This is a genomic window from Succinispira mobilis DSM 6222 (assembly GCF_000384135.1).
Lineage (GTDB): Bacteria > Bacillota > Negativicutes > Acidaminococcales > Succinispiraceae > Succinispira > Succinispira mobilis.
The window spans coordinates 858,668-883,069 of the sequence record NZ_KB913028.1 but is presented as its reverse complement, the minus strand read 5'-3'; the positions used below and the strand labels follow the sequence as shown (position 1 = coordinate 883,069).

Genomic DNA, 24,402 nt, shown 5'->3' with positions numbered 1-24,402 from the left:
TCTCTTAGCTCTTTTTAATCGTTGATGATGAGTATATTATTATTTATAGAAAAGATTTTGTCCCCAGCTACAGTAGTTAATTCATCTGCCGTATCTAACATATCAATTTCAGCAATACGTCCTGTGTCATCAAGAGTATAACTAACTACTTCACCTAAAACTTTACCAGTTTTACTTACAATTCTACTATCAACTAATTCTACAGTATTTGCTAGTAATGTTTCAAATGCAGGGTATGCAGTACAAATTTGTGCGATATTTGCTTGTTCAATCGTCAACAGTTCTTCACTCATACCAATAATATCTTTAAAATTAAGTACTCTATAATCCTCATACCACTTGTCAGTACTTAATGCTAAAGCTACCACAGAAAATGATTTTTTATCCACTAATAATCTCTCAACTGTGCCTATTTCCGAACCTTCTTGAACGCTTAAAACGCTCAACCCAATCATGTCGGTATCCTTCTTCATCAAACTTACACCCCTAATTACAATTTTATCTTTACTAAATATATGATACCAAATAATACATTAACTATGCAAGAAACTATTCTCATCAGCGCTTAAAAATATAATTAGCTAACAAAAAAGTGGCAATTCCCCAAATTACCAACAAAGGGCATACAGCCAGTAAATTGTCAATATTTCGGAACAATATATAGTCAATTGCCACCCCTATACCCAAACCTATAATTATTGTCAAACAATACACCCATCTATTTAGTTTGTGGAAAATTTTATTTATACAAAAAAATAATCCTATATTAAGCAAAATAATAACTATGCTTTTATATCCCCAAAACATCATCGCTACTATACTCTACCAATATCTCGCGCTGCTGAACTAACTGCTAAAAAAACATGCTCATAAGTGAGCCCACCTTGCAAATAAGCTCGATATGGTTCCCGTAAAGGAGCATCTGCACTTAGTTCTATCGAAGCGCCTTGGACAAAAGTTCCGGCTGCCATGATTATGCTATCCTCGTAGCCCGGCAAATCTCCACCTATTGGTAGAGCGTGTGCATCCACGGGCGAGTAACTTTGTATCGCTTGACAAAAAGCTACTAGTTTTTCTTTATTATTAAAAGTTATCGCTTGAATTATATCGCTCCTTGGCTCTTCCGGTAAAGGATATACTTCATAACCTAGGTTTAGAAAAACTTCGGCAGCAAAAACAGCGCCCTTAATAGCTTGCATAACTACATGCGGCGCTAAAAATAAACCTTGGTATAAAAGCCTGGTACTATCACCTAAACTTGCCCCCATCTCTGCTCCTAATCCTGGTGCTGTCAAACGATAAGAGGCCAGTTCCACCAATTTACTTTTACCTATAATATAACCACCAGTAGGAGCCAATCCTCCGCCGGCATTTTTTATCAAAGAGCCAGCAATAAGATCTGCCCCCACCTGTGTTGGTTCTAGTTTTTCTGTAAATTCACCATAACAATTATCCACAAAACATATTATCTCAGGATTTATTGTTTTAACAAAAGTACAAATTTCCTCAATCTTTGCTACTGTTAAACTAGGGCGAGCCGAATACCCACGCGAACGTTGGATTAAAATCAATTTTGTTTTAGGCGTAATTGCTTTACCTAAAGCCTCCAAATCCACACCAGTATCGTGCATCTCAACCTGCTTATATGTAATTCCTAGAGACACAAGCGAACCCGGAATGTCCTTTTTATAACCAATAACAGTCTGCATTGTATCATAAGGAGTTCCTGTTGCCGAAATCAACTCATCACCAGCTTGCAAAACCCCCAATAAAGCAACTGCTAAAGCGTGTGTACCTGAAACAAACTGGGTTCTAACTAGTGCCGCTTCAGCCCCAAAAATTTCCGCATAAATCAAATCTAAGTTTTCTCTACCCGCATCAGAGTAAGCATATCCCGTAGTTGCTTTAAAATAATAGTCTGCCACTTTATATTTTTTAAAGGCCGCTAAAACTTTTGCTGTATTAAACATACTGATATCTTCTAAAGTTGCTGCATACTTACCTACTTGTACTTGGGCATTTTTTATAATAGTTTCCAAATCATCACCATTTTCTTTGATTATCTTTGTTTATTAAGTCTGCACCAAATAATTTCTTACTTGTGGGAGCTTTTCTTCGGCAATACTAACTGTCAAGGCCACGCCTTGCTCTAAATATTCTATACTGAGAACTTCGGCTAGATCATGTATTTTTGACACAATAGCTGTTTCAGTGTAGGGAACTAATAACGAAACTTTTTTAAATAACATGTTTAAATTATTAGCAATTAGTTGCTTTAATTCTACAAACCCTGCGGCCGCTTTAGCAGAAATTAATAAAGTATTTTCTTGTTTAACTAATTCTTGTAGTACGCCTGTGTCAGTTATTAAATCAATTTTATTATAAACTATAATTGACTTTTTATCGGTCACACCAATTTCCTCAAGCACTGCGTTCACTGATGCAATCTGTTCTTTGTAAAGCGGATGGCTAACATCAACCACATGAACCAATAAATCAGCCCACAAAACTTCTTCTAAAGTGGCCCGAAACGCTGCCACTAATTGATGCGGTAATTTTTGAATGAAACCCACCGTGTCAGTAAGTAAAACTTCCTGTTGATTTTCCAGTTGCAAACTTCGTGTCGTAGGATCTAAGGTAGCAAATAATTTATTGGCTACATACACTTGCGAATCTGTAGCCGTCAAACTATTTAGTAAAGTAGATTTACCTGCATTTGTGTATCCTACTAACGATACTTGTCTAATGCCCGTATCTTCTCTTTGTTTTCGATGTAATTGGCGAACCTTTTTCACTTGTTCTAATTCTTTTTTGATATCATGAATTCTATTGCGAATATACCTTCGATCAGTTTCTAACTTTGTTTCTCCCGGTCCTCTGGTACCAATTCCACCACCTAACCGTGAAAGTACTAAACCTTGGCCCATAATTCTAGGTAGATTATATTGCATTTGTGCTAAAGCAACTTGTAACTTTCCTTCATGTGTTCGCGCTCGTTGTGCAAAAATATCTAAAATTAGTGCTGTGCGATCCACGATTTTCAAACCTAAGAACATCTCAATATTACGTTGCTGTGCTGGTGACAGTTCATCATCAAAAATGACCATATCTGCATTTTTTTGTTGGCAAATCTGTTGTATCTCTTGCAACTTTCCCTTACCTACATAATATGCCGAATCTGGTCTTTCGCGTTTTTGCCAAAGGCTATCTACAACCTTTGCCCCAGCAGTATCTGCTAATTGTTTTAGTTCGGCCAAAGAATCTTGAACTTTCCATATTTTATCTGGCCTAGAATTTTCTAAGCCGACTAATATTGCTACTTCATGATTTTTTTCTACAGCATATCCTGCTACCGCATTAAAACTTAGCGTCTTGTCTATACGCTCCATTAATTGTGAAAAATTCAATTCACAAAAATCTTCCAAATCCACTCCATTGTAAGAAACAACTTCATAATCATTGTCAGCGGTAACTTCTCCAATAAAAGCTATACTTAAATAATTAGTTGCCTCTAAAGAAATTGCGACCATACAATCTAAACGTAATCTCTTTAAAGAAGATATATCTAGTTCGCTTAGGTCGCTTTTAGAACTAGGGTGGGTGTGTAAACACCGCACCCCACTTAATCTTTGCACAGAACGCCGACTATCGATTTTGCTTAAGATTGCCGTACTAGCATCACCTACAGCCACATCGATAATCACACCACGCCTGTTTATGTATACAACTATTTCTCGTCCACATATTTTAGTTAAAGTTCTAAGTTTTTCTATCAGCTCCACTGTAGCAATTTGAGTAGTTGGAACTTGCAGTTCATATAACTTTTCTAAATCTTCTAGTACTGTTTTTTTTATACCTTTGGTATTTCCATTTATATCCGCCATGTGGACACCACCTTTAAAGCCTTGTATTTTAATCTCTAGCTTTAGCTGGCTCGATATTTACTTTATAGCCCTTGATACTATTTCTATGCATTGCGTTAATAACTTTTTCCGCTATATCTTCAGGTACTTCTACAAAAGTAAACTTATCATAAATATTTATTAAGCCAATAACATTTCCCGGAATATCAGCTTCGCTTGCAAAAGTTTTTACCACATCTTCTGGAGATATCTTTTGGCTACGACCAATATTCATAAACAATCTTACCATCCCAGCTTTGGCACCAGTATTACTAAATGATTTTTTCACTGGCTCTGCTTGAACTTCTAGAGCTTTGTTACCTTCATGCATATATTTTATTGCCGCTGCAGCGATATCTTCCAAAGAAAATTCTTCTTGCAAGGCTGTTACAATTGGATGATAATCACTATACTTTGCTTGTTCTAAAACTGCATACATTCTCGCAATTAATGAATCTTTTTGTTTTTCAAATACACTTGCATTAGTTGGTAAAGTTTTACGAATAATTCTAGTTTTTGCAACTCGTTCAATTAATTTCAGTTGTCTAAATTCTCTTGGAGTAATAAAGGTCATTGCCACACCCTTGTTACCTGCACGGCCTGTACGACCAATTCTATGCACATAGCTTTCTGGGTCTTGAGGTATATCATAATTAACTACATGAGTAATGTTGTCAATATCTAAACCTCTTGCTGCTACATCTGTAGCAATTAAGACATCAGTTTTCCCTTCACGGAATTTTTTCATTACCCGGTCACGTTGATTTTGACTCAAATCACCATGTAAACCTTCAGCTAAATAACCACGCGTTGCCAAAGCAATAACTAAATCATCTACGCCTTTTTTAGTACGACAGAAAATAATTAGTTTTCCTGTAACTTCTACATCTAGCAAACGGCATAAACCATCAACTTTATCATAAGTTTCATAGTAGCACTGTTCGATCAATGGTACTGTTAGTTCTTCTTTGCTTACAGCAACAACTTTAGGTTTATTCATATATTTAGCAGATAAATTCATAATTGGTTTTGGCATTGTAGCCGAAAACAATAAAGTTTGACGTTCTTTAGGAATAGATTGCATTATTGTTTCCATATCTTCTACAAAGCCCATATCTAGCATTTCATCAGCTTCATCTAATACTAGGAATTTTACATGGTCAAGTTTTATTGTGTTTCTGCGAATATGATCTAGTAATCTTCCTGGTGTACCAATTACTACTTGTACTCCAGAACGCAAACTTCTGATTTGACGATCGATTGGCTGGCCACCATAAACTGGTAAAGCCTTAATTTTGCGGAATTTACCAATTTTACTTAGCTCTTCCGATACTTGAATTGCCAACTCCCGCGTAGGTGTCATAATTAAAGCTTGCAATTGACGGTTGTCCACGATATTTTGAATAATCGGAATACCAAATGCTGCAGTTTTACCTGTTCCTGTTTGTGCTTGTCCTATTACATCCGTACCAGAAAGCACCAAGGGAATGGTTTGACTTTGAATTGGTGATGGTTCTTCAAACCCCATAGCTGTTAAAGCTGTTACTATTTTTTTGTCTAATGATAAATCCCCGAAAAAGCTGTTTTGTTGTCCTGTCATTATATTCCTCCTAAAATTCTTTATGTTTTATAATTTTAAATACATTCATTAACGCAGTTTTGGCTACACGATGCCTTACTACATTTCTACTACCTGTGAATATATAGCGCTGACATACTACTTTATTTTCAGTAGCAATCGCTACATATACCAGCCCCACTGGTTTTAAGTCGCTACCGCCATCAGGGCCAGCAATTCCCGTTATGCCCACTCCAATATCAGTTTGCATAAGTTTACGAACTCCAATAGCCATTTGCTTAGCAACTTGTTCACTAACTGCACCATGAGTTTGCAAGCTTATTGGCTCAACTTGCAATTCTCTAATTTTGCTTTCATTGGAATAACAAACTATCGAACCTTTTAAAAAGTTAGAACAGCCTGGAATTTCCGTAAGCATTGCTGTAACTAATCCACCAGTACATGACTCCGCCAGACTAATTGTTTGCTGTTTAGTAAGGAGTTCTTGGGCAACTACGGCCTGCAATTCTTCTGCATTCACTCCATATATAAATTCACCTAAACAAGCACGCACCTGTTGTTCTGTTTGTTCTAGTAAATTTTGTGCATGCTGCTCATCCTGAGCCTTAGCTGTAAGTCTTACTAAAACATCACTATTACGAGCATATATTGCAATAGTAGGATTATCTTGAGTACTAATAATTTTTTCCAAACTATTAGCCACACTTGATTCACCCATCCCAAACATTTTTAGAGTTTTTGAATATATTATACCTTGATAACCAAAGTTCTTAAATAAATATGGCACTACTTGCTCTTCAAAAATCCCTTGAAGTTCCGCAGGTGGTCCAGGTAAGTTTATAATCATTTTATCCGCTTGCTTAATGCTCATTCCTGGTGCTGTACCAAAATTATTAGGAATAATTTCGGCACCTAAAGCAAACTCCGCTTGTTTTTTATTGCTTGTCGGCATACAAATATCACGCTTTGCAAAAAATTGATTAATGTGTTCTAAACTTGCTTCATCTAACACCATTGGTAAATCGAAGATTTTAGCAGTAACTTCTTTAGTAATATCACCTTGAGTTGGCCCTAAGCCACCAGTTGTTATTACGATATCCGCCCGCTGTAACGCTGTTTTTAATACAGACGCCATTCTTTCATGATTATCGCCTACAGTAGTCCGATAGAGCACACTAAAGCCTAGCTCATTTAGACGTGTAGATAAAAATTGGGCATTACTATCTAAAATTTCGCCTAATAATAACTCTGTTCCCGTACTAACAATTTCAACAATCATTTTCCAAACCCTCTTTATTTTACTTTTGGTTCTGCTACAATCTCATAAGTAAAACCTTGTAAAACCTCAACTTGTAAGAAATCACCAACTTGATATCCTGAGGCATTCTCCACGTACACACAACCGTCAATTTCTGGAGCTTCGCGATATGATCTAGCTAGCGCTACAGTTTTGTCTTCTAAATCAAATCCTTCAATCACAACTTCTATTTCAGCTGTTTCTAAAGTTTGATTTTTGAATTCAGAAATTTTCGCTTGAATACTCATTAATTGGTGGTAACGCTCTTGTTTTACAAAATCATCCACCTGATTAGGCATTTCCGCAGCTACTGTATCTTCTTCTTGCGAATAGGTAAATATACCTACATTATCGAAATTATATGTTTCAACAAAATCGCACAACTCTAAAAAATCCTGTTCTGTTTCCCCTGGAAACCCAACAATAAATGCCGTGCGTATACAAACATTTGGGATTTTTGCTCGAATCTTATCTATTAAACAACTAATACTTTCCTTACTGTCCTGTCTATTCATATCGGCAAGAACTTTATTGGAAATATGTTGCAACGGAATATCAATATATTTCAGCACCTTTGGCAAATTAGCCATAGTTTCAATTAACTCATCTGTAAAAGACTGTGGGTATAAATACATTAACCTAATCCATTTCAATTCTTCAATAGCATTTAAATCAGACAATAGCTCTGGCAAAGTTAATTTACCATAAAGATCTTCACCATAACGGGTTACGTCTTGAGCAATTAAAATTACTTCCCTGACGCCTTTTTCTACTAAACTAGTAACTTCTTTTAAAATATCTGCTTTATCTCGACTTCGATATTCCCCGCGAATACGTGGAATAATACAATAAGAACAAGCATTGTCGCAGCCTTCTGCTATTTTTACATACGCAAAATGCTTAGGTGTAGTCAATAATCTTGGCATTGCAGAACTATATAACGCTAATTGTTCACTATTTGTACAAACAATTTGCGCCTGCTTTTCTACTGCTAAATCCAGTTGCTCAATAACCTCAATTATTTTTTGCCAATCATTCACCCCGACCACTGCATCAATTTCAGGAATTTCTTCCAATAAACTTTCTGCATAACGCTCAACCATACAGCCAGCAACTATAATAGCCTTGCATTTTTCTTGCTTGTATTGAGCCATTTGAAGAATAGTCGTAATTGATTCTTCCTTCGCGGACTCAATAAAAGCACATGTATTAATAATAATTACATCCGCATCTTCTGGATGTGGTGTAATTTCATATTTAGAAGCATTAATAAATCCAAGCATATTCTCGGAATCTACTAAATTTTTGGGGCACCCTAGGCTAACTAGCCCAACTTTCAAACTCATTTCTTTCCCTCACTACAATTTAAACTTTAAAAAATTACTTTTGCATAATTTTTAGGTAGTTCTACTTACATTTTACCTATTTTATTATCTTAACACTAACATCGCATTTATGCAATAACAAGTACAATATTGTGTAAATTTTCTTTTTGAGAAAGCAAGTGCAGGTAAGCCAGTCTTAAACTAAACTTAAGACTATTTTGGCTCTACCTGCACCTGCATTGTATAACCTTAATTAGTTACCCTTTTTAATTGGTGGTTTATTATTTTTTTTGACATAATTACTTCTTGGACTTTGTCCTCGTTCTCTACCTTTTATCAAACACTTAGGGCCATTACCAATTAAATCAAGTCGACCAGCCTTTTGTAGAGCCTGTAATACTAACTCTCGATTTTTAGGATTTTTATACTGCAACAATGCTCTTTGCATTGCTTTTTCCTTTTGTTCTTTAGCAACATAAATTTCAGTATTTTCTAATGGATTATATTCTGAATAATACATAGCCGTCGATAAACTACCTGGGGTTGGAATAAAATCCTGTACTTGTTCTGGATAATGACCAATTGCTAGTAAAAATTCAGCTAGAGCTATCGCATCTTCTAAGCGCGAACCTGGATGACTAGAAATCAAATAAGGCACTAAATACTGTTTAAGACCCAACTTTTCATTTTTTTTAGTAAATTTATCCATAAATTCTAAATAGACTTCTTTTCCTGGTTTCTGCATAGCTTCTAAAACATGCGGTACAATATGCTCTGGAGCAATTTTCAATTGCCCACTTACGTGATTAGCACAAAGTTCATGCAAAAACACTCCAGTTTTTTCTAGTAGTAAATAGTCATATCTAATACCTGAACGTATAAATACTTTTTTTATACCTGGTAACGCCCGAACTTTTCTTAAAAGTTGAATATAGTCCTCATGACTAGTATCTAGCATTTTACAGGGTGTTGGATGTAAGCATTGTCTATTTTTACAAGTTCCCTTACTTAACTGTTTGCTACAAGATGGATGTCTGAAATTAGCAGTAGGCCCTCCCAAATCATGTATGTACCCTTTAAAATCTTCCATTTCTGTAAGCTCTGTGGCTTCTTGAATAATCGATTCATGGCTCCTGCTTTGAATAATACGTCCTTGATGCGAATGTATTGCACAAAAAGAACAACTACCAAAACACCCTCGCTGACTAACAATACTAAATTTAACTTCCTCTATCGCCGGTACTCCACCTAATGCTTCATAGCTCGGATGATAAGTTTTCATATATGGTAAAGCATAAATTGCGTCCATTTCAGCAGTAGTCAAAGGTTGGGCAGGAGGATTTTGAACCACATAACAATCGGCAGTTCTTTGAATAACCATGCGTCCTCGAATTGGGTCTTGCTCATCATATTGCATTTTGTAAGCCTTAGCAAACAGTTTTTTATCTGTCAACAACTGTTCATGGCTAGCAATATGAACCTGTTCCATTCCTTCTAAGTGTTGAATACTAGTAGCCAAATAGGCCGTTCCTTCTACAAACTGGATTTCTTCTACAGGAATTCCACCTGCCAAATAATCTGCTACAGCCACAATTTGTTTTTCGCCCATTCCATAAATCAATAAATCCGCCTTGCTGTCTACCAAAACAGAACGGCGTAATTTATTTTCCCAATAATCATAATGTGTAAATCGCCGTAAGCTTGCCTCTATTCCCCCAATAATAATTGGTACTTTTTTATAAGCTTCTCGCACTCGATTACAATAGACTATTGTTGCCCGGTCTGGGCGTTTACCAACTGCCCCACCTGGAGTATATAAATCTGTCTTACGTTCACGTTTTGCAGCTGTATAACGGCTTAACATGCTATCTAAATTACCAGCCGCCACTAAAAATCCCAAGCGTGGGCGACCTAGTCGTTTAAAATCTTTGGTATCGCGCCAATCAGGTTGACAAATTAAACCAACCTTATATCCCTGTGCTTCTAGCACGCGACAAATAACAGCTGGTGCAAATGAAGGATGGTCTACATAGGCATCCCCACTGACAAAAATAAAATCCAACTGCTCCCAACCGCGTTCGGCCATATCTTGCTTAGTAATGGGTAAAAAATTTTTTAACATTCATATCTCCTTTATAAATACTCAGTGGCGGGTATATACCCGCCAAAGTTCAGTTAACTATATATCTTTTACTGTAAATTCTTTCTCGATGACTTCCCCATCTTTAGCCTTTAAAGCAACTGCTTTTTTGTTTAGTTCCAACTTCAAAGCCGTTGCGTCGCCTAATTTAACACTCAATTTCTCACGAGCCTGCCAACTAATTTTGGCATCCTTTTCAAGTATACCTTCATAAATCTTTTTGCCATCAGCAACAACAAACACCCAACAGCGTCTGCTTGCTTGAACTTCCAAGGTTAACCCTTGGTTTTTTGTTGCTGTTGATGTAACTGTTTTTTGTTCTTGAACCGGTTTACTCAAAACTTGCTCAGTTTTTTTTTCCAAAACTATCGTTTCTGCTTGCGTTGCTAACTGCGATTTTTCTTTAGGACTAAACATCTCTAAGCCAAAGTAAATTCCTAGTGCCAGCACCACCACAACCACAAAATATACTAAATAATTGTTCTGCCGTTCTTGATGAATTTTTGCTTTGAAAGAGCCCTCATTTTGTTTTTTTTCTTTTATCTCACTTCGGGAATTATCAATTTGCTCTTCTATCTTCAATGGCGAATTTTCATTTTTATATAACGCCAAAAGTTCTTCTGGATTTAAGCCCAAACACTCTGAATAATTTCTAATAAACCCTTTGACATAGACTTCTCCAGGTAAAACTTCATATTCACCAGCTTCTAAAGCTTCCAAATATTTTCTACGTATATTAGTTGCTTGTTCTACATCTTTTAAAGTTAAATTTTTTGCTTCCCGTGTTTCCCGTAATTTACTCCCAACCTTAGGCAAATTTAACCCCCTCCTTGATATTTACATGCTTTACAAAAACCAAAGTAGTCAGTTTTATATTATATACTATAATGCTTGAGAAAACAAAACTTTTTTTGCTATAGAACACCCCCAAAGTTAGTACGCAAACAATAAGCTAACTTCAGGGGCTAACTGGATTAATTTTATCTTTATATTTCCATTATGATTGGCAAAATCATTGGTCTTCTACGTGTACGTTCATATAAAAATCTTCCTAAAGAATCTCGCACTGAAAATTTAATACTTGACCAATCAGAAACTCCATTTTGTGCACACTTATCTAAGGCTTGTTGCACACGGTCTTTAGCATCTTCCATCAAACCTTCAGCTTCACGCACATAGACAAACCCCCGCGACACAATGTCTGGCCCAGCAACCACCGCACCACGACTCCGATCAATAGTAACAACAATAATCAATATTCCGTCTTGCGATAATTGTCGACGATCCCGCAAAACAATATTCCCCACATCGCCTACACCTAGTCCATCAACTAATACTCGGCCCGCTGCAACCTTACCGGCAATTGCGCCTTCAGTAGCCGTAAGTTCCACGACATCACCATTTTCCATTACGAAAATATTTTCTTTCGGTAAACCTACTTCATTTGCCAATTTAGCATGATGAATAAGATGACGGTATTCGCCGTGTACTGGAATAAAGAACTTAGGACGTACCAAATTATGCATCATTTTTAATTCTTCACGGCTAGCGTGTCCAGATACATGAATACCTTCAGATTTTTCATAAATAACCTCAGCACCTAATTTAAATAAAAAATCAACGGTGCGTGCTACCAGCTTTTCATTCCCTGGAATTGGTGTTGCCGAAATAACAACAGTATCTCCCTTTACAATTGTAACTTTACGATGATCAGACATCGCCATACGCGTCAAGGCTGACATTGGTTCCCCTTGGCTACCTGTCGTTACTATTGCTATCTGATTCGCTGGGTAATTGTTTACCTCATCAATATCAATTAGTACCCCTTCAGGTATTTTTAAATAATCTAATTCAGAAGCAATCCCAACTACGTTAATCATACTTCTACCAATAACCGCAACTTTGCGCTTATATTTTACCGCACCATCAATAACTTGTTGGATTCTGTGTACATTTGAAGAAAAACTAGCTACAACAATTCTATTTTTGGCATTGCGGAAAATTTCATCAAAAGCTGCTCCGACACTTTTTTCACTCAAAGTATAGCCAGGGCGTTCGGCATTAGTGCTGTCACACAAAAGTGCTAAAACACCTTTATCGCCTAATTCTGCAAATTTATGAAATTCGGTAACTTGACCATCTACTGGAGTTTGATCAAATTTAAAATCGCCTGTATGAACTACCATCCCATGTGGAGTATCAATTGCTAAAGCTACAGCGTCAGCAATACTATGATTAACCCTTAAAAACCCAACTTTAAAAACTCCCGCCTTAATTTTATCCCCTGGTTTTATTTCAAAAAGATTTTTCGCACTAACATTAGCTTCTTTCAAACGACTTTGAAGAATCCCTAATGTCAAAGCAGTACCATAAACTGGCAAATCAAGATTTTTTAATAGATATGGCAATGCACCAATATGATCCTCATGCCCATGAGTTAAAAAAACTGCCCGAATATTATCACGATTTTCAAACAGATATGACATGTCAGGAATAACTAAGTCAACCCCTAACATATCATCGTCTGGAAACATCAACCCAGCATCCACTAAAATGATATCATCTTCATAGCGAATAACTGTCATGTTCTTCCCTATTTCCCCTAGGCCTCCTAAAGGAATAATTTGTAATTTACTTTTCATCTTTTGCAACGAATAACCCTCCATTTTATATATAAATATTTTTTTATATGAAAAAAGAACAAAATATAATAGTCACTAAACAAAATAAAAGTTACATAAAGACGTTCCATGTAACCATCTTCAAAAATAATGATACCCCGCTCATTTCTTCTATTGTAATTATACCTGTTAGGCAGAATTAATGCAAGGCATGTGCCAATCCTTTAAATATTTATTATTTCTAGACAAAAAAATTAGAATTACCAAATTGCTTTAGTAATTCTAACTCTATTATCTATAAGCTTTATATAAAATTTTTATTTCACAATTAAAACTGGAATTTGTGAGTATTCTGAAATTCTAGTACTAACACTTCCCAACAAAAATTCTGCAATTCCACTTAAACCCCTACTACCTATAACTATCAAATCACACTGCATTTTTGCCGCCACAATTAAAATTTGTTCAGCGGGATGGCCTTTTTCAGAGATGAACTGTACTTTTCCTGTGTATTTTTCAATTTTCTCTTGTGCATTTTTAAGAATTAAATTCTCGCCATTTTCTGATAGCATTTGATCCATATAAACATTGTCCATTGGCAATGCTAATAAATTAGCATTGTATACTTGCTCTACGTTTAAAACAAGTAACTGACTAGAAAACTTTTCAGCAATTTCTTCTGCATAAGCCAACCCTTTCCATGAACAATCCGAACCATCAACAGGTACTAAAATTTTCCGGAACATAACTATCCCTCCCAACTTTATTTTAATATCAATAAATATACAACTCTCTTGGCTTGCTATATTTAAGCTTACTTAAATTATACACCTTAGAAATTTTTTTTGCAGTATTATTTTAAACATTCCAGCGCTTCTTGATAAATATCCTTTAAAGGACGACTTTCTCTTTTAGCTACCTCTAAGCAACTTTCATACTCGGGAGCTCTATTTATTAGCTCGCCTTGAAAGTATGCACATTTTACAGCTACGACACTTCCTGATTTTAGAACAACTGCCTGGATTTCTCGCTCCGCTACAACTCTTTGCACAGGATAATAACGTAAGCCAATACTAGTAGTTTCACGTAAAACAATCGCTACAATTTTATCAAATAAGTTCTGTTGACAAAGAATGTTCAAAACATTAGCCGGACGATTTTTTTTCATTATTATGGCTGTCAACCAAACATCTTGACACCCATTTTCCAGCAATTTATTTAGTATATACTCATAATATTCCGGATTCATATCATCAATATTGGTTTGTATTACTAGCAAATCTCCAACTGTGGGTAAAGCACTTTCTTGCAACATTGATTTTTCACCTAAATAACCCCTTACCACATTAGGAATTGACAAATCCCAAGTCCCCGCACCATACCCAATTCTTTCCCATTCCAAGCTAGCAACATCTGGCTGATATTCAGTAACCAGAACTTTTAGCAACGCAGCACCAGTAGGTGTTACTAATTCTTTATCTATTTCACCCGCATAATTAGGGATATTCTTAATCAGCTCCGCTGTAGCAGGTGCAGGAATCGGCATTAACCCATGTGCACATTTTACAAAGCCCCGTCCTGTTTGTAAACGATTTGCCATGATCTTTTCTACTTTAAGATTTTCCAAAGCTAACAAGCAACCCACAATATCAATAATAGTATCCACTGCACCTACTTCGTGAAAATGAACCTCTTGGATACTTTTCCCATGCACCTTAGCTTCAGCTTTTGCCAATTCAGTAAAAACCTTTTCTGCCTGAAATTTTATAGTTGCGGCTAATTCAGAATTATTAATAATCTCCATAATACTGTCTAAATTACGTTGTGCCTCTGGCCCATGACTATGCGTTACACCACCATGACTATGCACATGACCTGTTGTAGGTTTTCCCAATATATTTTGCAGTTTATGAATTAATGTACCAACTAATCCATGTTCATGGCTATGCTGTTCATCAAACTCTTTGCACTGTACGTCTACATAAGTACTATCTATTCCTAATTTATTAACACGCTCAATAATAATTTTGTATTCACCAATATTAAGCTTATTTAGTTCTGACAAAATATATTGTTGATCTGCCCCTAAATCTATTAATAAACCTAGTAACATATTTCCGCTAATTCCACTAAATGTATCTAAAAATAATACCCGCATTACACTCCCCCTACTCAAGATTATTAATGATGCTTGCCAAACGACCTGCGCCAAAGCCATTGTCAATATTAACTACTGCAACTCCCGCTGAACAGCTATTTAACATTCCTAAAAGTGCAGACAACCCTTGAAAGTTTGCCCCATAACCCACACTAGTAGGTACGGCAATTACCGGTTTATTCACTAAACCACCCACAACACTGGCTAAGGCCCCCTCCATTCCAGCCACTACAATTAAAACATTAGCTTCATTTAATTTATCTAACCGCCCTAATAAGCGCTGAATTCCTGCTACACCGACATCATATAACCTTTCAACTTTATTGCCCATTATCTCCGCTGTAATTACAGCTTCTTCTGCAATAGGCATATCACTAGTACCCGCACTAATAACTAAAATCTTTTTTTCAGGTCTTTTTATAACTATTTGTTCTTCAACTGTTATCGTACGAGCCACTTCATTAAATTTAGCATGCGGTACTTTCTTTAACACTTGGAGATAATTATCACGGGTAGCTCTTGTACCTAAAATATTCTTACTAATTAGACTTAATTTTTCCATTATTAGAGCAATCTGTTCAGAAGTTTTACCTTCGCAATATACAACCTCAGGAAATCCCTGTCTAGAGGCCCGATTGTAATCGATATTGGCAAATCCCAAATCACCACAAGTCAAGTTTTTGATTTCCTGTACCACAGCACTCGTACTTATTGCTTGCGCTTTATAAGCTAATAAAAGTTCCTTAATTTTGTCATCCAATTTCTCTACCTCTCAATAACTCTATTCATACTGCCCAACTGATAGCCTTGTAAATCTAGCGTAACGTAACTAAAACCCGCTTCTTTACAATATTTAACAATTTGCTTGCGCAAATTTTCTTCTAGTGCGCTGGAAAAATTTTCTGGATTTAATTCAATTCTGGCCAAATCACCATGGTGTCGCACTCTAATAGCACCTGTAAGTACTGTTGCCAAATACTTTTCTATTTGTTCCACCTGCCGAAGTCTTTCCACTGTTATTTCCAAGCCATAAGCTAAACGAGAGGCCAGACAAGCTGAACTAGGCAAATCCCAGTATTTAATCCCCATTTGTTTCGCTAGCTGGCGAATGTCTTGCTTGTCAAAACCAGCTAATAAAAAAGGACTAATTAACAAACCCGGGAATTCTTGTACTGCTAACATCCCAGGACGATAATCTTGCAAATCATCGGTATTAGAACCATCTAAAAAAATAGTATTGGGGAAATTTTTAACCCATTGTTGTAATTGTTCAAGACGAATTTTTTTGCAATAATAACAGCGTTTCGCATCATTAAGCGCAAACTCTCTATTTTCTAATTCTCTGCTAACTAAATAGTGGTGTTCCACACCAATTTCAGAGGCGATTTGCTCAATGCGTATTCTTTCTTCGGCACTTAAGGTGGCCGACAAGATTGTAATCGCCCTTAATTTATCTGGGAAAAATTTTTGACAAACATATAATAGCAGGCTACTGTCAATTCCTCCAGAAAACATTACCACTAAATTTGTATATTCCGCTAAAACAGTCTTAAGTTTTTCTAATTTAGTTTTTAACTCCATTTTCACCCTCGCTTTTTCTGAATTAGTTTTTCCGCCACTCTGCTATTACTAAATATACTAACGGCACCACAATTAAGGTTAACATTGTTGAAGTAATTAAACCGCCCACTAATACCACGCCCATAGATTGCCGCAATTCTGCCCCAGCCCCAATTCCCAAGGCTATGGGTAGCATTCCTAAAATTGTGGATAAAGTGGTCATTAAAATTGGACGTAGTCTCAACGAGCCCGCTTCAACCAATGCTTCTTTAATACTCTTGCCCTCTTCGCGGGCTTGATTAGTATAATCAACCAATAAAATCGCATTTTTGGTAACTAAACCCATCAACATTACAAAGCCAATAGTCGAAATCATATTCAAGGTTTGTCCAGAAAGCAACAAGCCTAGTATTGCCCCAATTATCGCAAACGGCAAAGAAACCATTATTACTAGTGGATGGATAAAGCTTTCAAATTGAGCTGCTAAAACCATATAAATAATAATAACTGCCAAAACTAGAGCTTTTATAACTTCAACAAATGCCCTTTGCATAGTTTCTGCTTGCCCAATAAAGGCATATTTATAGCCTAAAGGCATATTTAGTTTTGGCATAATCTCTTTATCAACTTTCTCTATTACCTCACCTGGTGATACCCCCACAGTATTAGCATAGACAATAACTTGGCGTTGTCGCCCTTCACGATCAATCTGCGTTGGTCCTGAAGACATTTTCACTTCCGCTATATCCCCTAGCCGTACAAAATCACCTTTGCTTGAAGATATTCGCAAATTAGCTACATCGTTGATATTTAAACGACTTTTTTCAGTTAAAAGTAACCTAATATTATAGTCACTATCACCTATTGTAAATTTATTTTTAGTTGTCTTACCTAAAAACGCAGTTTGGACGACCTCGCCCACCTGTGAATTATTAATTCCCGCATCAGCACTCCGTTGTTTATCTAACTTAATAGCTATTTCAGGTTCACTATCTGCACTAGATACATCAACATCAGAAGTTCCTGGAATACTTTTTAATTCATTGACCAAAATCAAAGCATATTCATTAAGTTTTTCTAATTCAGATCCTCGCAAGCCAATTTGAACTGGTCGTGAATCACCACGTCCTCCACCTTGATTAGATACTACCGAAATTTTCAAATCAGTATTTTTTCTAAGTTGCATCCGCAGTTCATCCATAATTTGCATCATGCTTCGCTGTCTTTCAGTAGTTTCTACCAGCTTAACATTAAAACTACCTTCATAAACAGGTCTTCTGCCACCACCAATCCAAAGTCCTGCAAGTTTTACTTCTGGAATAGTCAAAATTTGCTTTTCTATTGGTGCTGTAAGCTCTTTCATTTTTTCTAAAGACGTCCCTGGCGGAGCCTTTATATTAACACTAAATTCGCCCGAATCATAGGTCGGTTGTAATTCTTTCCCCAAAAATGGTGTTAACGCAAAATTAAATAACAACGACAAGGTAGCTATTAAAATTATTTTTTTCGGCCTTTGCAAACACCAATTTAAAATTTGCACATAAGCACCTAAAAATTCTTGGAAACCCTGTTCAAAATAAGTAATCACTTTGTCCACAATTCGCGGCCTTGCCAAGGTATATTTCTTGCTTTCTAACCAATGTGCTGCCAACATCGGCGTTAAAGTAAATGCTACTAAGGTTGATATCGCTACTGAGAAAGCAACCGTCAAGCCAAATTGTTTAAAAAATTGACCTATCGTCTCTCCCATACTACCTATCGGCACAAAAACTGCTAACAGTGACATTGTCGTCGCTAACATAGCTAGAGAAATTTCCTTAGTGGCTTCATAGGCCGCCGTGAATTTATCTTTGCCCATTCTTAAGTGACGAAAAATGTTTTCAATCAATACAATAGCATCATCAATCAAAATACCTACGGCCAAACTCAAGGCCATCAAAGACATATTGTTTAAACTAAAATTCATGTACTTCATTAAGAAAAAAGTAGAAATAATGGAACTAGGTATTGCTAAAGCCCCAATAACAGTAGCCTTAAAATCGCCTAAAAAAAGATAAGTAATTAAAACTGCTAAAAATCCACCAAATAAAATTGCATTCCATACATCATCCACATTGTCACGAATATATTTTGACTGCTCTCGAATTATTTCGACTTTTATATCTTTAGGTAACTCCCGCTCTGATATTTTAGCTACTTCTTGCATAACTCTTTCAGAAACATCTACTGTATTTGTGCCTGATTGTTTCCGCACGGTCATCATCACACTAGGTTGACCATTTACACGTGCATAAGTAGTTTCTCTTTCCCAACCATCATCTACTTCAACTACATCACCCATGCGTACTAACTTACCATCATAATTAGCTACTACAATATTTTTGATATCTTCAACGTTTTTATATTTACCAATAGTTCTAACCGTTAATTCTCTACCCTTTTCATCTACTTTACCGCCAGGTGTATTCACGTTTTCAGTATTAGCAATGCTCAGTAAATTTTGATAGCTAATCTTATAAGCCTCTAATTTTCTAGGATTTACCAACAAGCGAATCTCACGAGCGCTAGCCCCAATAATACTGGCTTCTGATACACCATCCACTCTTTGAACTTGCTCTTGGACCACATCTTCTACAATCTTGCGAATAGTACCTCGATCCCGAATATCCGATGAAAAAGTAAACATTAAAATTGCCTGTGCCGAAATATCTTGCCGTTGTACAACTGGTTCATCTACTTCATCCGGCAATCTTTTTCTCACACCAGCCACTTTTTCGCGGACTTCGCTTGAGGCTTGTCGCGGATCTATGCCTAATTCAAATTCAATAATCGTTTGAGAAAATCCTTCGCGTGCCATGGAGGAAATATTTTTAATCCCGGCCACAGAACTTACTGCAGATTCGATCGGCTTAGTAATCAAGGTTTCCATTTCTTCTGGAGATGCGCCAGTATAAGTAACTGTCACATTTACAAAAGGCAACTCCACATCAGGAGATAAGTCTACACCGATTTTCGGATAAGAATTTATCCCAAACACCACTAATAGCATGATAAACATTGTCGTAAAAACTGGTCGCTTAATAAATACCTTTATCATCTTCTACACCTTGCCGTCCTCTTTTTTATCTAAGCGCACCTTTACACCCTCATGCAACTTGTTTTGTCCAGCTACAACAATCGTATCCCCTTCATTAATCCCAGCTAACACCTCAATTTTACCCTCACCAGTATAACCAGCTTTAATTAGCTTTTGTTCTAACACATTGTCTTTGTTAACCACATATACGGTTTGTTGATCTTCCCTCATAACTATCGCACTTTGAGGAATAACTACAACATTTTCGCGCAACTTAGTAGTAATAAAGGCATTCGCAAACATTCCTGCCTTTAGTTCATTTTTACTATTATCAATAGTTATTTCCGCACTGAAACTACGTGCTGGTAAACTAGCAACTGGTGAAATTCGTGTAACCTTGCCAATAAATTCACGTTCCCCATAAGCATTTATTTTCAACACCGCTTCTTGCCCTAAATGCACATTTACAATTTCTGCTTCGCCAATGTTTATTTTTGCCAACAAACTTGTAGTATCTGCCAAATTAATAATTGGCATACTAATATTTGCAAAAGTGCCCTCTTGAACGTATTTTTTAGCAATAACTCCGCTACGTGGGGCAGTAATTACTGTATTATCCAATTTGATTTGCAAAGCACCTAAATTACCACGCACAGATTCTAGTTTGCCTATAGCCATATTTTTTTTATAATTAGCAGTATCTCGCTCTTGTTTAGATACTGCTCCATTTTGCAACAGTTGCTCCGCTCTCAACAAATCTGTTTGAGCTTGCTCTAAACTAGCCTGCGATTCATATACTGTACCGCGAGCTTGTTCTACTTGAGCAACAAACTCGGAAGCATCAAGTTTTATCAAAATTTGTCCACTAGCAACTTGATCGCCTTCATAAACTAAAATTTTATCAATCCTACTAGCAACTTTGGATGAGATATCCGCCTGCCAAATTGGTTCTAGGCTCCCAGAAAATTTTAAGATTGGCAAAATACTTCCTTTTTTAACTATTTCTGTTTGCACAGCTAAAGTTTGCCCACTAGAAATTTTATTAGCACGTTGCCGATTTGTTTGAATGTTGTCATAAATTCGATACCCAATTCCTATTACTAGTAAAATTGCCACTAAGATAAGAATGTTGCGTTTATTCTCTTTAAAAATTTGCATATACTACCTTCGCTCCATTTCTTGCTATTTTCCGATTAGCTTATGTCTATAAAAAAAGAGTTGCTTAAATATTTTAAGACAACTCTTTTCTCTTGTTTAAGATCTTAGTTTTAAATTAAATTTTTCTTGCAAGCTTTCTAGAATTTGCTTAGTAAATTCTTCCACTTCTTTATCTGTCAAAGTTCTATCCGTAGCTTGAAAAGTTAACGTAAAAGCCATACTTTTGAAGCCTGCGGCAACTTGTTTGCCTTGATATACATCAAATAATTTTAAATCTTGTAGATACTTTCCACCCGCAGCTAAAATCAATTGCTCTAAATCAGCCATTAAAATTTCCTCTGGAACTAGTACCGCTAGGTCGCGACTAATATATGGGTATTTAGGTAAAGCACAATAGCTAGCACTATTTTCATAAGTTGCAAATAATACTGTTAAATCTAATTCAAATATATAAACAGGTTTATTAAGTGAATAATTCTCTTCCACCACTGGATGTACTTGACCAAAACTGCCTACACACTGACCTGCCACAATAATATCTGCACTTTTACCTGGATGCAGGCTAGCTAAACTGCTTGGCACCAGCTGATAGTCTCTAACTGCAAACTTATGCATTAAATCTGTTACTAAGCCTTTCGCGTCATAAAAATCAAAGTCCGCTTTGCTTTCTTGCCAATGACTCGCAAATCTTTTCCCCGTCATAGCTCCTGCTAGCACAGGTCTCTCTTGCGGTAATTTTACCAAAGGTAATTGCTCAGGCAAATAAATATTGCCAATTTCAAAAATAGCTAAATCTTCATTTCGTCTGGCAATATTATAATTTACTGTTTGCAAAATACTAGCTAATAAAGTCGTACGTAAAATCTTAAACTCATCTGTAATTGGATTAGTTATTTCAATAGCCGTGCGTTTTAAATCTGTCTTAGCTAAATTAAGTTTATCAAAAGCACTAGGATGAATAAAACTATAATTAATTACTTCATCTAACCCATTAGCCACCATAATATTGCGCAAGTCTTCTGCTAACTTGGTTACCAAGGTTTGTTCCGCACTCATTAACTCACCTTTAGGCACAGTCGCTTTAATATTGTCAAAACCAATAACGCGGGCAATTTCTTCGCTGATATCAACCATACTAGTTACATCAAATCTCCAACTAGGCACTGTAATTTTCAGTTCTTCTGAGATAATCTCTACGCCAAAACCTAAAGCTATAAGAATTTCACGCATTTTTGTCGCCGACAAATCTGTCCCTAGTCGAGCATTAATTTTAGCTACTGAGACAGTTAGCACCACTGCTTCTTTTACTTCTGGATAACAATCTACAATATCTTCAACAGCTTCAACCGTGGTAATATCTTGCAACAATTGAGTTGCGCGTGCAATAGCCAAAATAGTAGTTTCTAAATCGGTGCCGCGCTCAAATCGTGATGAGGCTTCACTGCGCAATCCTAAAGCTCGGCTAGTTTTCCTCACACTTGTACCGTTAAAATAAGCCGCTTCCAAAACTATATCTTTTGTAGTTGAGCCCACTTCACTCTCTAAACCACCCATTACGCCGGCAATTCCTAGCACTTTTTCTATGTCAGCAATCACCAACATTTCAGACTGCAAATTCCTTTCTTGCTCATCTAAAGTTTGTAATTGCTCCCCAGCTTTAGCTAAGCGTGCCACTAATTTTTTCCCGGCAATTTTACTATAATCATAAGCATGCATTGGTTGACAAAGTTCTAACATCACAAAATTAGTAACATCAACAATATTATTTATTGGACGCAACCCTACTGAACGTAAACATTTTTGTAGCCAACTAGGTGAATTATCTAATTTAACCCCTTTAAGCACTCGTCCAGAAAAACGCTTGCAAAGTTGTTTGTTTTGAATTTCAATTTCCAAACCTTGATTTTTAGTAACAATTTTATCCGTCGTAGCGGCCAAGGGAATGTTTTTCAAAGCTTTACCAGTTAACGCAGCTACCTCACGCGCAATCCCGATCACTCCAAAGCAATCCGCTCGGTTAGCAGTTAATTCAAACTCTAAAATCACATCATCCAAGCCTAAAACTTGTTTAATATCTACACCAACTGGCGTATCTGCTGGTAATAAGAAAATACCTTCACGCTGTTCTGGCAATAAAGTTTTAGCGTCTAAATTTAATTCCCCCGCCGAACAAAGCATTCCTTCCGAAGCAACTCCACGGAGTTTTGCTTTTTTCATCTTCATACCATTAGGTAAGCAAGCACCGACTACAGCTACTGGAACTACAGAATTTTGGCGCACATTATCGGCACCAGTAACAATATTAGCCAATTCCGCTTGTCCAACATCGATTTTACAAATCCAAAGTTTATCGGCTTCCGGATGTTTGTAAATTTCCACAACTTTACCTGTAACTACGCCTTCTAACCCTTGACCTAAATAGTGAATATTTTCTACCGCTATCCCTGCTAGCGTCATTTTTTCCGCTAATTCTTCTGCTGTCAAATCTATATCTATATAATATTTTAACCAATTGAAGGAAACATTCATTGTTATTTAATCCCCCTTAAAGCAAACTGTCTTATAAAACGCAAATCATTTTCAAAAAACAGTCTTAAGTCATCAATTCCATATAATAACATTGCAATCCGTTCTACACCCATGCCAAAAGCAAAGCCGCTAACTTTACTACTATCATAACCACTCATTTCTAAAACGCGTGGGTGTACCATACCCGAACCTAAAATTTCTAACCAACCTGATGATTTACAAACTCTGCAACCAGCACCTTTGCAAATCACACAAGAAATATCAACTTCCGCACTTGGTTCTGTAAAAGGGAAAAAGCTTGGTCTTAAGCGTACTTTTACATCTTCGGAAAAAATTTCTTTCAAAAATAATTCTAAAGTACCTTTCAGATCCGCTAAGCTAATATCTTCACCCACTACTAATCCTTCTACTTGATGAAACATTGGTGAATGTGTGGCATCATAATCACGACGATATACCTTGCCAGGTGCAATCATTCTAATAGGCTTATTCTCTTTGGAATTTACTTCCATAGTTCTAGCTTGCATTGGCGAAGTATGGGTACGCAATAAAAATTCCGGAGTTATATAGAAAGAATCTTGCATATCTCGCGCTGGATGATCTTTGGGCAAATTTAAAGCTTCAAAATTATAATAATCACTTTCAACTTCTGGCCCTTCATAAATACTAAAACCCATCTTCAAAAACACATCTTTAATACGGCGCATAGTTAAGTTTATTGGATGAATATGACCAATTTTATTGACTCTCCCTGGTAAAGTTATATCAATTTTTTCACTACTTAATCTATTTTCCAGTTCTTGCTGGCTTAATTTCGCACTTACTGTTTCAAATAAATCTTCCAGAACTTTGCGGACATCATTAACTAATTGTCCCATCCGCGGTCTTTCTTCGGCTGATAAATTACCCATCCCCCGCAAAATACTAGTCAGCGACCCTTTTTTACCCAAATATTGTACTTTAAAATCATTTAATTGCTCTAAGCTGTTAGCCGCGGCAAATTTTTCTGTCGCTTCTATTTGCAAAGCCTTTATTTGTTGCTCCATTTTTCAAACAA

17 protein-coding genes are annotated in these 24,402 nt (G+C 36.4%); all 17 read right to left on the bottom strand.

The features are described 5' to 3' along the window. Positions 1-14: 14 nt before the first annotated feature. The 17 genes from SUCMO_RS0104200 to pheS all read right to left on the bottom strand — a co-directional run bounded on the left by SUCMO_RS0104200 (position 15) and on the right by pheS (position 24,391). Positions 15-473, bottom strand: coding sequence for a PRC-barrel domain-containing protein (locus SUCMO_RS0104200; protein ID WP_028953861.1), 459 nt, complete (start codon positions 471-473; stop codon positions 15-17). A gap of 342 nt (positions 474-815) precedes the next feature. Beyond that, complete coding sequence (locus SUCMO_RS0104190; protein WP_019879263.1) at positions 816-2,039, bottom strand: methionine gamma-lyase family protein; 1,224 nt, start codon at positions 2,037-2,039, stop codon at positions 816-818. A gap of 33 nt (positions 2,040-2,072) precedes the next feature. Next, positions 2,073-3,884 carry a GTPase HflX gene (gene hflX / locus SUCMO_RS0104185; RefSeq protein ID WP_019879262.1) on the bottom strand — a complete coding sequence of 604 codons (1,812 nt, stop codon included), beginning with the start codon at positions 3,882-3,884 and terminating at the stop codon, positions 2,073-2,075. Between the two features lie 28 nt (positions 3,885-3,912). Next, complete coding sequence (locus SUCMO_RS0104180) at positions 3,913-5,502, bottom strand: DEAD/DEAH box helicase (RefSeq protein ID WP_019879260.1); 1,590 nt, start codon at positions 5,500-5,502, stop codon at positions 3,913-3,915. Positions 5,503-5,512: 10 nt separating this feature from the next. After that, positions 5,513-6,760 carry a competence/damage-inducible protein A gene (locus tag SUCMO_RS0104175; protein WP_019879259.1) on the bottom strand — a complete coding sequence of 416 codons (1,248 nt, stop codon included), beginning with the start codon at positions 6,758-6,760 and terminating at the stop codon, positions 5,513-5,515. Positions 6,761-6,774: 14 nt separating this feature from the next. Continuing rightward, positions 6,775-8,124: a 30S ribosomal protein S12 methylthiotransferase RimO gene (gene rimO / locus SUCMO_RS0104170; RefSeq protein WP_019879258.1), complete on the bottom strand. Its 1,350-nt coding sequence runs from the start codon at positions 8,122-8,124 to the stop codon at positions 6,775-6,777. A gap of 232 nt (positions 8,125-8,356) precedes the next feature. Further along, positions 8,357-10,225: a YgiQ family radical SAM protein gene (locus tag SUCMO_RS0104165; RefSeq protein ID WP_019879257.1), complete on the bottom strand. Its 1,869-nt coding sequence runs from the start codon at positions 10,223-10,225 to the stop codon at positions 8,357-8,359. Positions 10,226-10,282: 57 nt separating this feature from the next. Further along, positions 10,283-11,059 carry a helix-turn-helix domain-containing protein gene (locus SUCMO_RS0104160; RefSeq protein WP_019879256.1) on the bottom strand — a complete coding sequence of 259 codons (777 nt, stop codon included), beginning with the start codon at positions 11,057-11,059 and terminating at the stop codon, positions 10,283-10,285. 170 nt (positions 11,060-11,229) lie between these two features. Beyond that, positions 11,230-12,885, bottom strand: a complete 1,656-nt coding sequence (locus tag SUCMO_RS0104155) for a ribonuclease J (protein WP_211209254.1) — start codon at positions 12,883-12,885, stop codon at positions 11,230-11,232. A gap of 296 nt (positions 12,886-13,181) precedes the next feature. After that, positions 13,182-13,610 carry a universal stress protein gene (locus SUCMO_RS0104150; RefSeq protein ID WP_019879254.1) on the bottom strand — a complete coding sequence of 143 codons (429 nt, stop codon included), beginning with the start codon at positions 13,608-13,610 and terminating at the stop codon, positions 13,182-13,184. A 107-nt stretch (positions 13,611-13,717) separates the two neighbouring features. Beyond that, positions 13,718-15,022 carry a nickel pincer cofactor biosynthesis protein LarC gene (gene larC / locus SUCMO_RS0104145; protein WP_019879253.1) on the bottom strand — a complete coding sequence of 435 codons (1,305 nt, stop codon included), beginning with the start codon at positions 15,020-15,022 and terminating at the stop codon, positions 13,718-13,720. 10 nt (positions 15,023-15,032) lie between these two features. Beyond that, positions 15,033-15,782, bottom strand: coding sequence for a nickel pincer cofactor biosynthesis protein LarB (gene larB / locus SUCMO_RS0104140; RefSeq protein ID WP_019879252.1), 750 nt, complete (start codon positions 15,780-15,782; stop codon positions 15,033-15,035). 5 nt (positions 15,783-15,787) lie between these two features. Further along, on the bottom strand, positions 15,788-16,603 hold the full coding sequence (gene larE, locus SUCMO_RS0104135) for an ATP-dependent sacrificial sulfur transferase LarE (RefSeq protein ID WP_019879251.1): 816 nt from the start codon (positions 16,601-16,603) through the stop codon (positions 15,788-15,790). Between the two features lie 22 nt (positions 16,604-16,625). Next, a complete protein-coding gene (locus tag SUCMO_RS0104130) occupies positions 16,626-19,679 on the bottom strand; it encodes an efflux RND transporter permease subunit (RefSeq protein ID WP_019879248.1) in 3,054 nt (1,017 codons plus the stop codon). A gap of 3 nt (positions 19,680-19,682) precedes the next feature. After that, positions 19,683-20,816, bottom strand: a complete 1,134-nt coding sequence (locus SUCMO_RS0104125; protein ID WP_019879247.1) for an efflux RND transporter periplasmic adaptor subunit — start codon at positions 20,814-20,816, stop codon at positions 19,683-19,685. 96 nt (positions 20,817-20,912) lie between these two features. Further along, positions 20,913-23,345 (bottom strand): phenylalanine--tRNA ligase subunit beta, encoded by a 2,433-nt coding sequence (gene pheT / locus SUCMO_RS0104120; RefSeq protein WP_019879246.1) that lies wholly within the window; start codon positions 23,343-23,345, stop codon positions 20,913-20,915. A 2-nt stretch (positions 23,346-23,347) separates the two neighbouring features. Beyond that, positions 23,348-24,391 (bottom strand): phenylalanine--tRNA ligase subunit alpha, encoded by a 1,044-nt coding sequence (gene pheS, locus SUCMO_RS0104115; protein WP_019879245.1) that lies wholly within the window; start codon positions 24,389-24,391, stop codon positions 23,348-23,350. Positions 24,392-24,402: the final 11 nt, after the last annotated feature.

Coding starts and splice junctions, on each gene's coding strand:
- SUCMO_RS0104200 (WP_028953861.1), bottom strand. CDS start 473: ATGAAGAAGGATACCGACATGATTGGGTTGAGCGTTTTAAGCGTTCAA.
- hflX (WP_019879262.1), bottom strand. CDS start 3,884: ATGGCGGATATAAATGGAAATACCAAAGGTATAAAAAAAACAGTACTA.
- SUCMO_RS0104180 (WP_019879260.1), bottom strand. CDS start 5,502: ATGACAGGACAACAAAACAGCTTTTTCGGGGATTTATCATTAGACAAA.
- SUCMO_RS0104175 (WP_019879259.1), bottom strand. CDS start 6,760: ATGATTGTTGAAATTGTTAGTACGGGAACAGAGTTATTATTAGGCGAA.
- rimO (WP_019879258.1), bottom strand. CDS start 8,124: ATGAGTTTGAAAGTTGGGCTAGTTAGCCTAGGGTGCCCCAAAAATTTA.
- SUCMO_RS0104165 (WP_019879257.1), bottom strand. CDS start 10,225: ATGTTAAAAAATTTTTTACCCATTACTAAGCAAGATATGGCCGAACGC.
- SUCMO_RS0104155 (WP_211209254.1), bottom strand. CDS start 12,885: ATGAAAAGTAAATTACAAATTATTCCTTTAGGAGGCCTAGGGGAAATA.
- SUCMO_RS0104150 (WP_019879254.1), bottom strand. CDS start 13,610: ATGTTCCGGAAAATTTTAGTACCTGTTGATGGTTCGGATTGTTCATGG.
- larC (WP_019879253.1), bottom strand. CDS start 15,022: ATGCGGGTATTATTTTTAGATACATTTAGTGGAATTAGCGGAAATATG.
- larE (WP_019879251.1), bottom strand. CDS start 16,603: ATGGAGTTAAAAACTAAATTAGAAAAACTTAAGACTGTTTTAGCGGAA.
- SUCMO_RS0104130 (WP_019879248.1), bottom strand. CDS start 19,679: ATGATAAAGGTATTTATTAAGCGACCAGTTTTTACGACAATGTTTATC.
- SUCMO_RS0104125 (WP_019879247.1), bottom strand. CDS start 20,816: ATGCAAATTTTTAAAGAGAATAAACGCAACATTCTTATCTTAGTGGCA.
- pheT (WP_019879246.1), bottom strand. CDS start 23,345: ATGAATGTTTCCTTCAATTGGTTAAAATATTATATAGATATAGATTTG.
- pheS (WP_019879245.1), bottom strand. CDS start 24,391: ATGGAGCAACAAATAAAGGCTTTGCAAATAGAAGCGACAGAAAAATTT.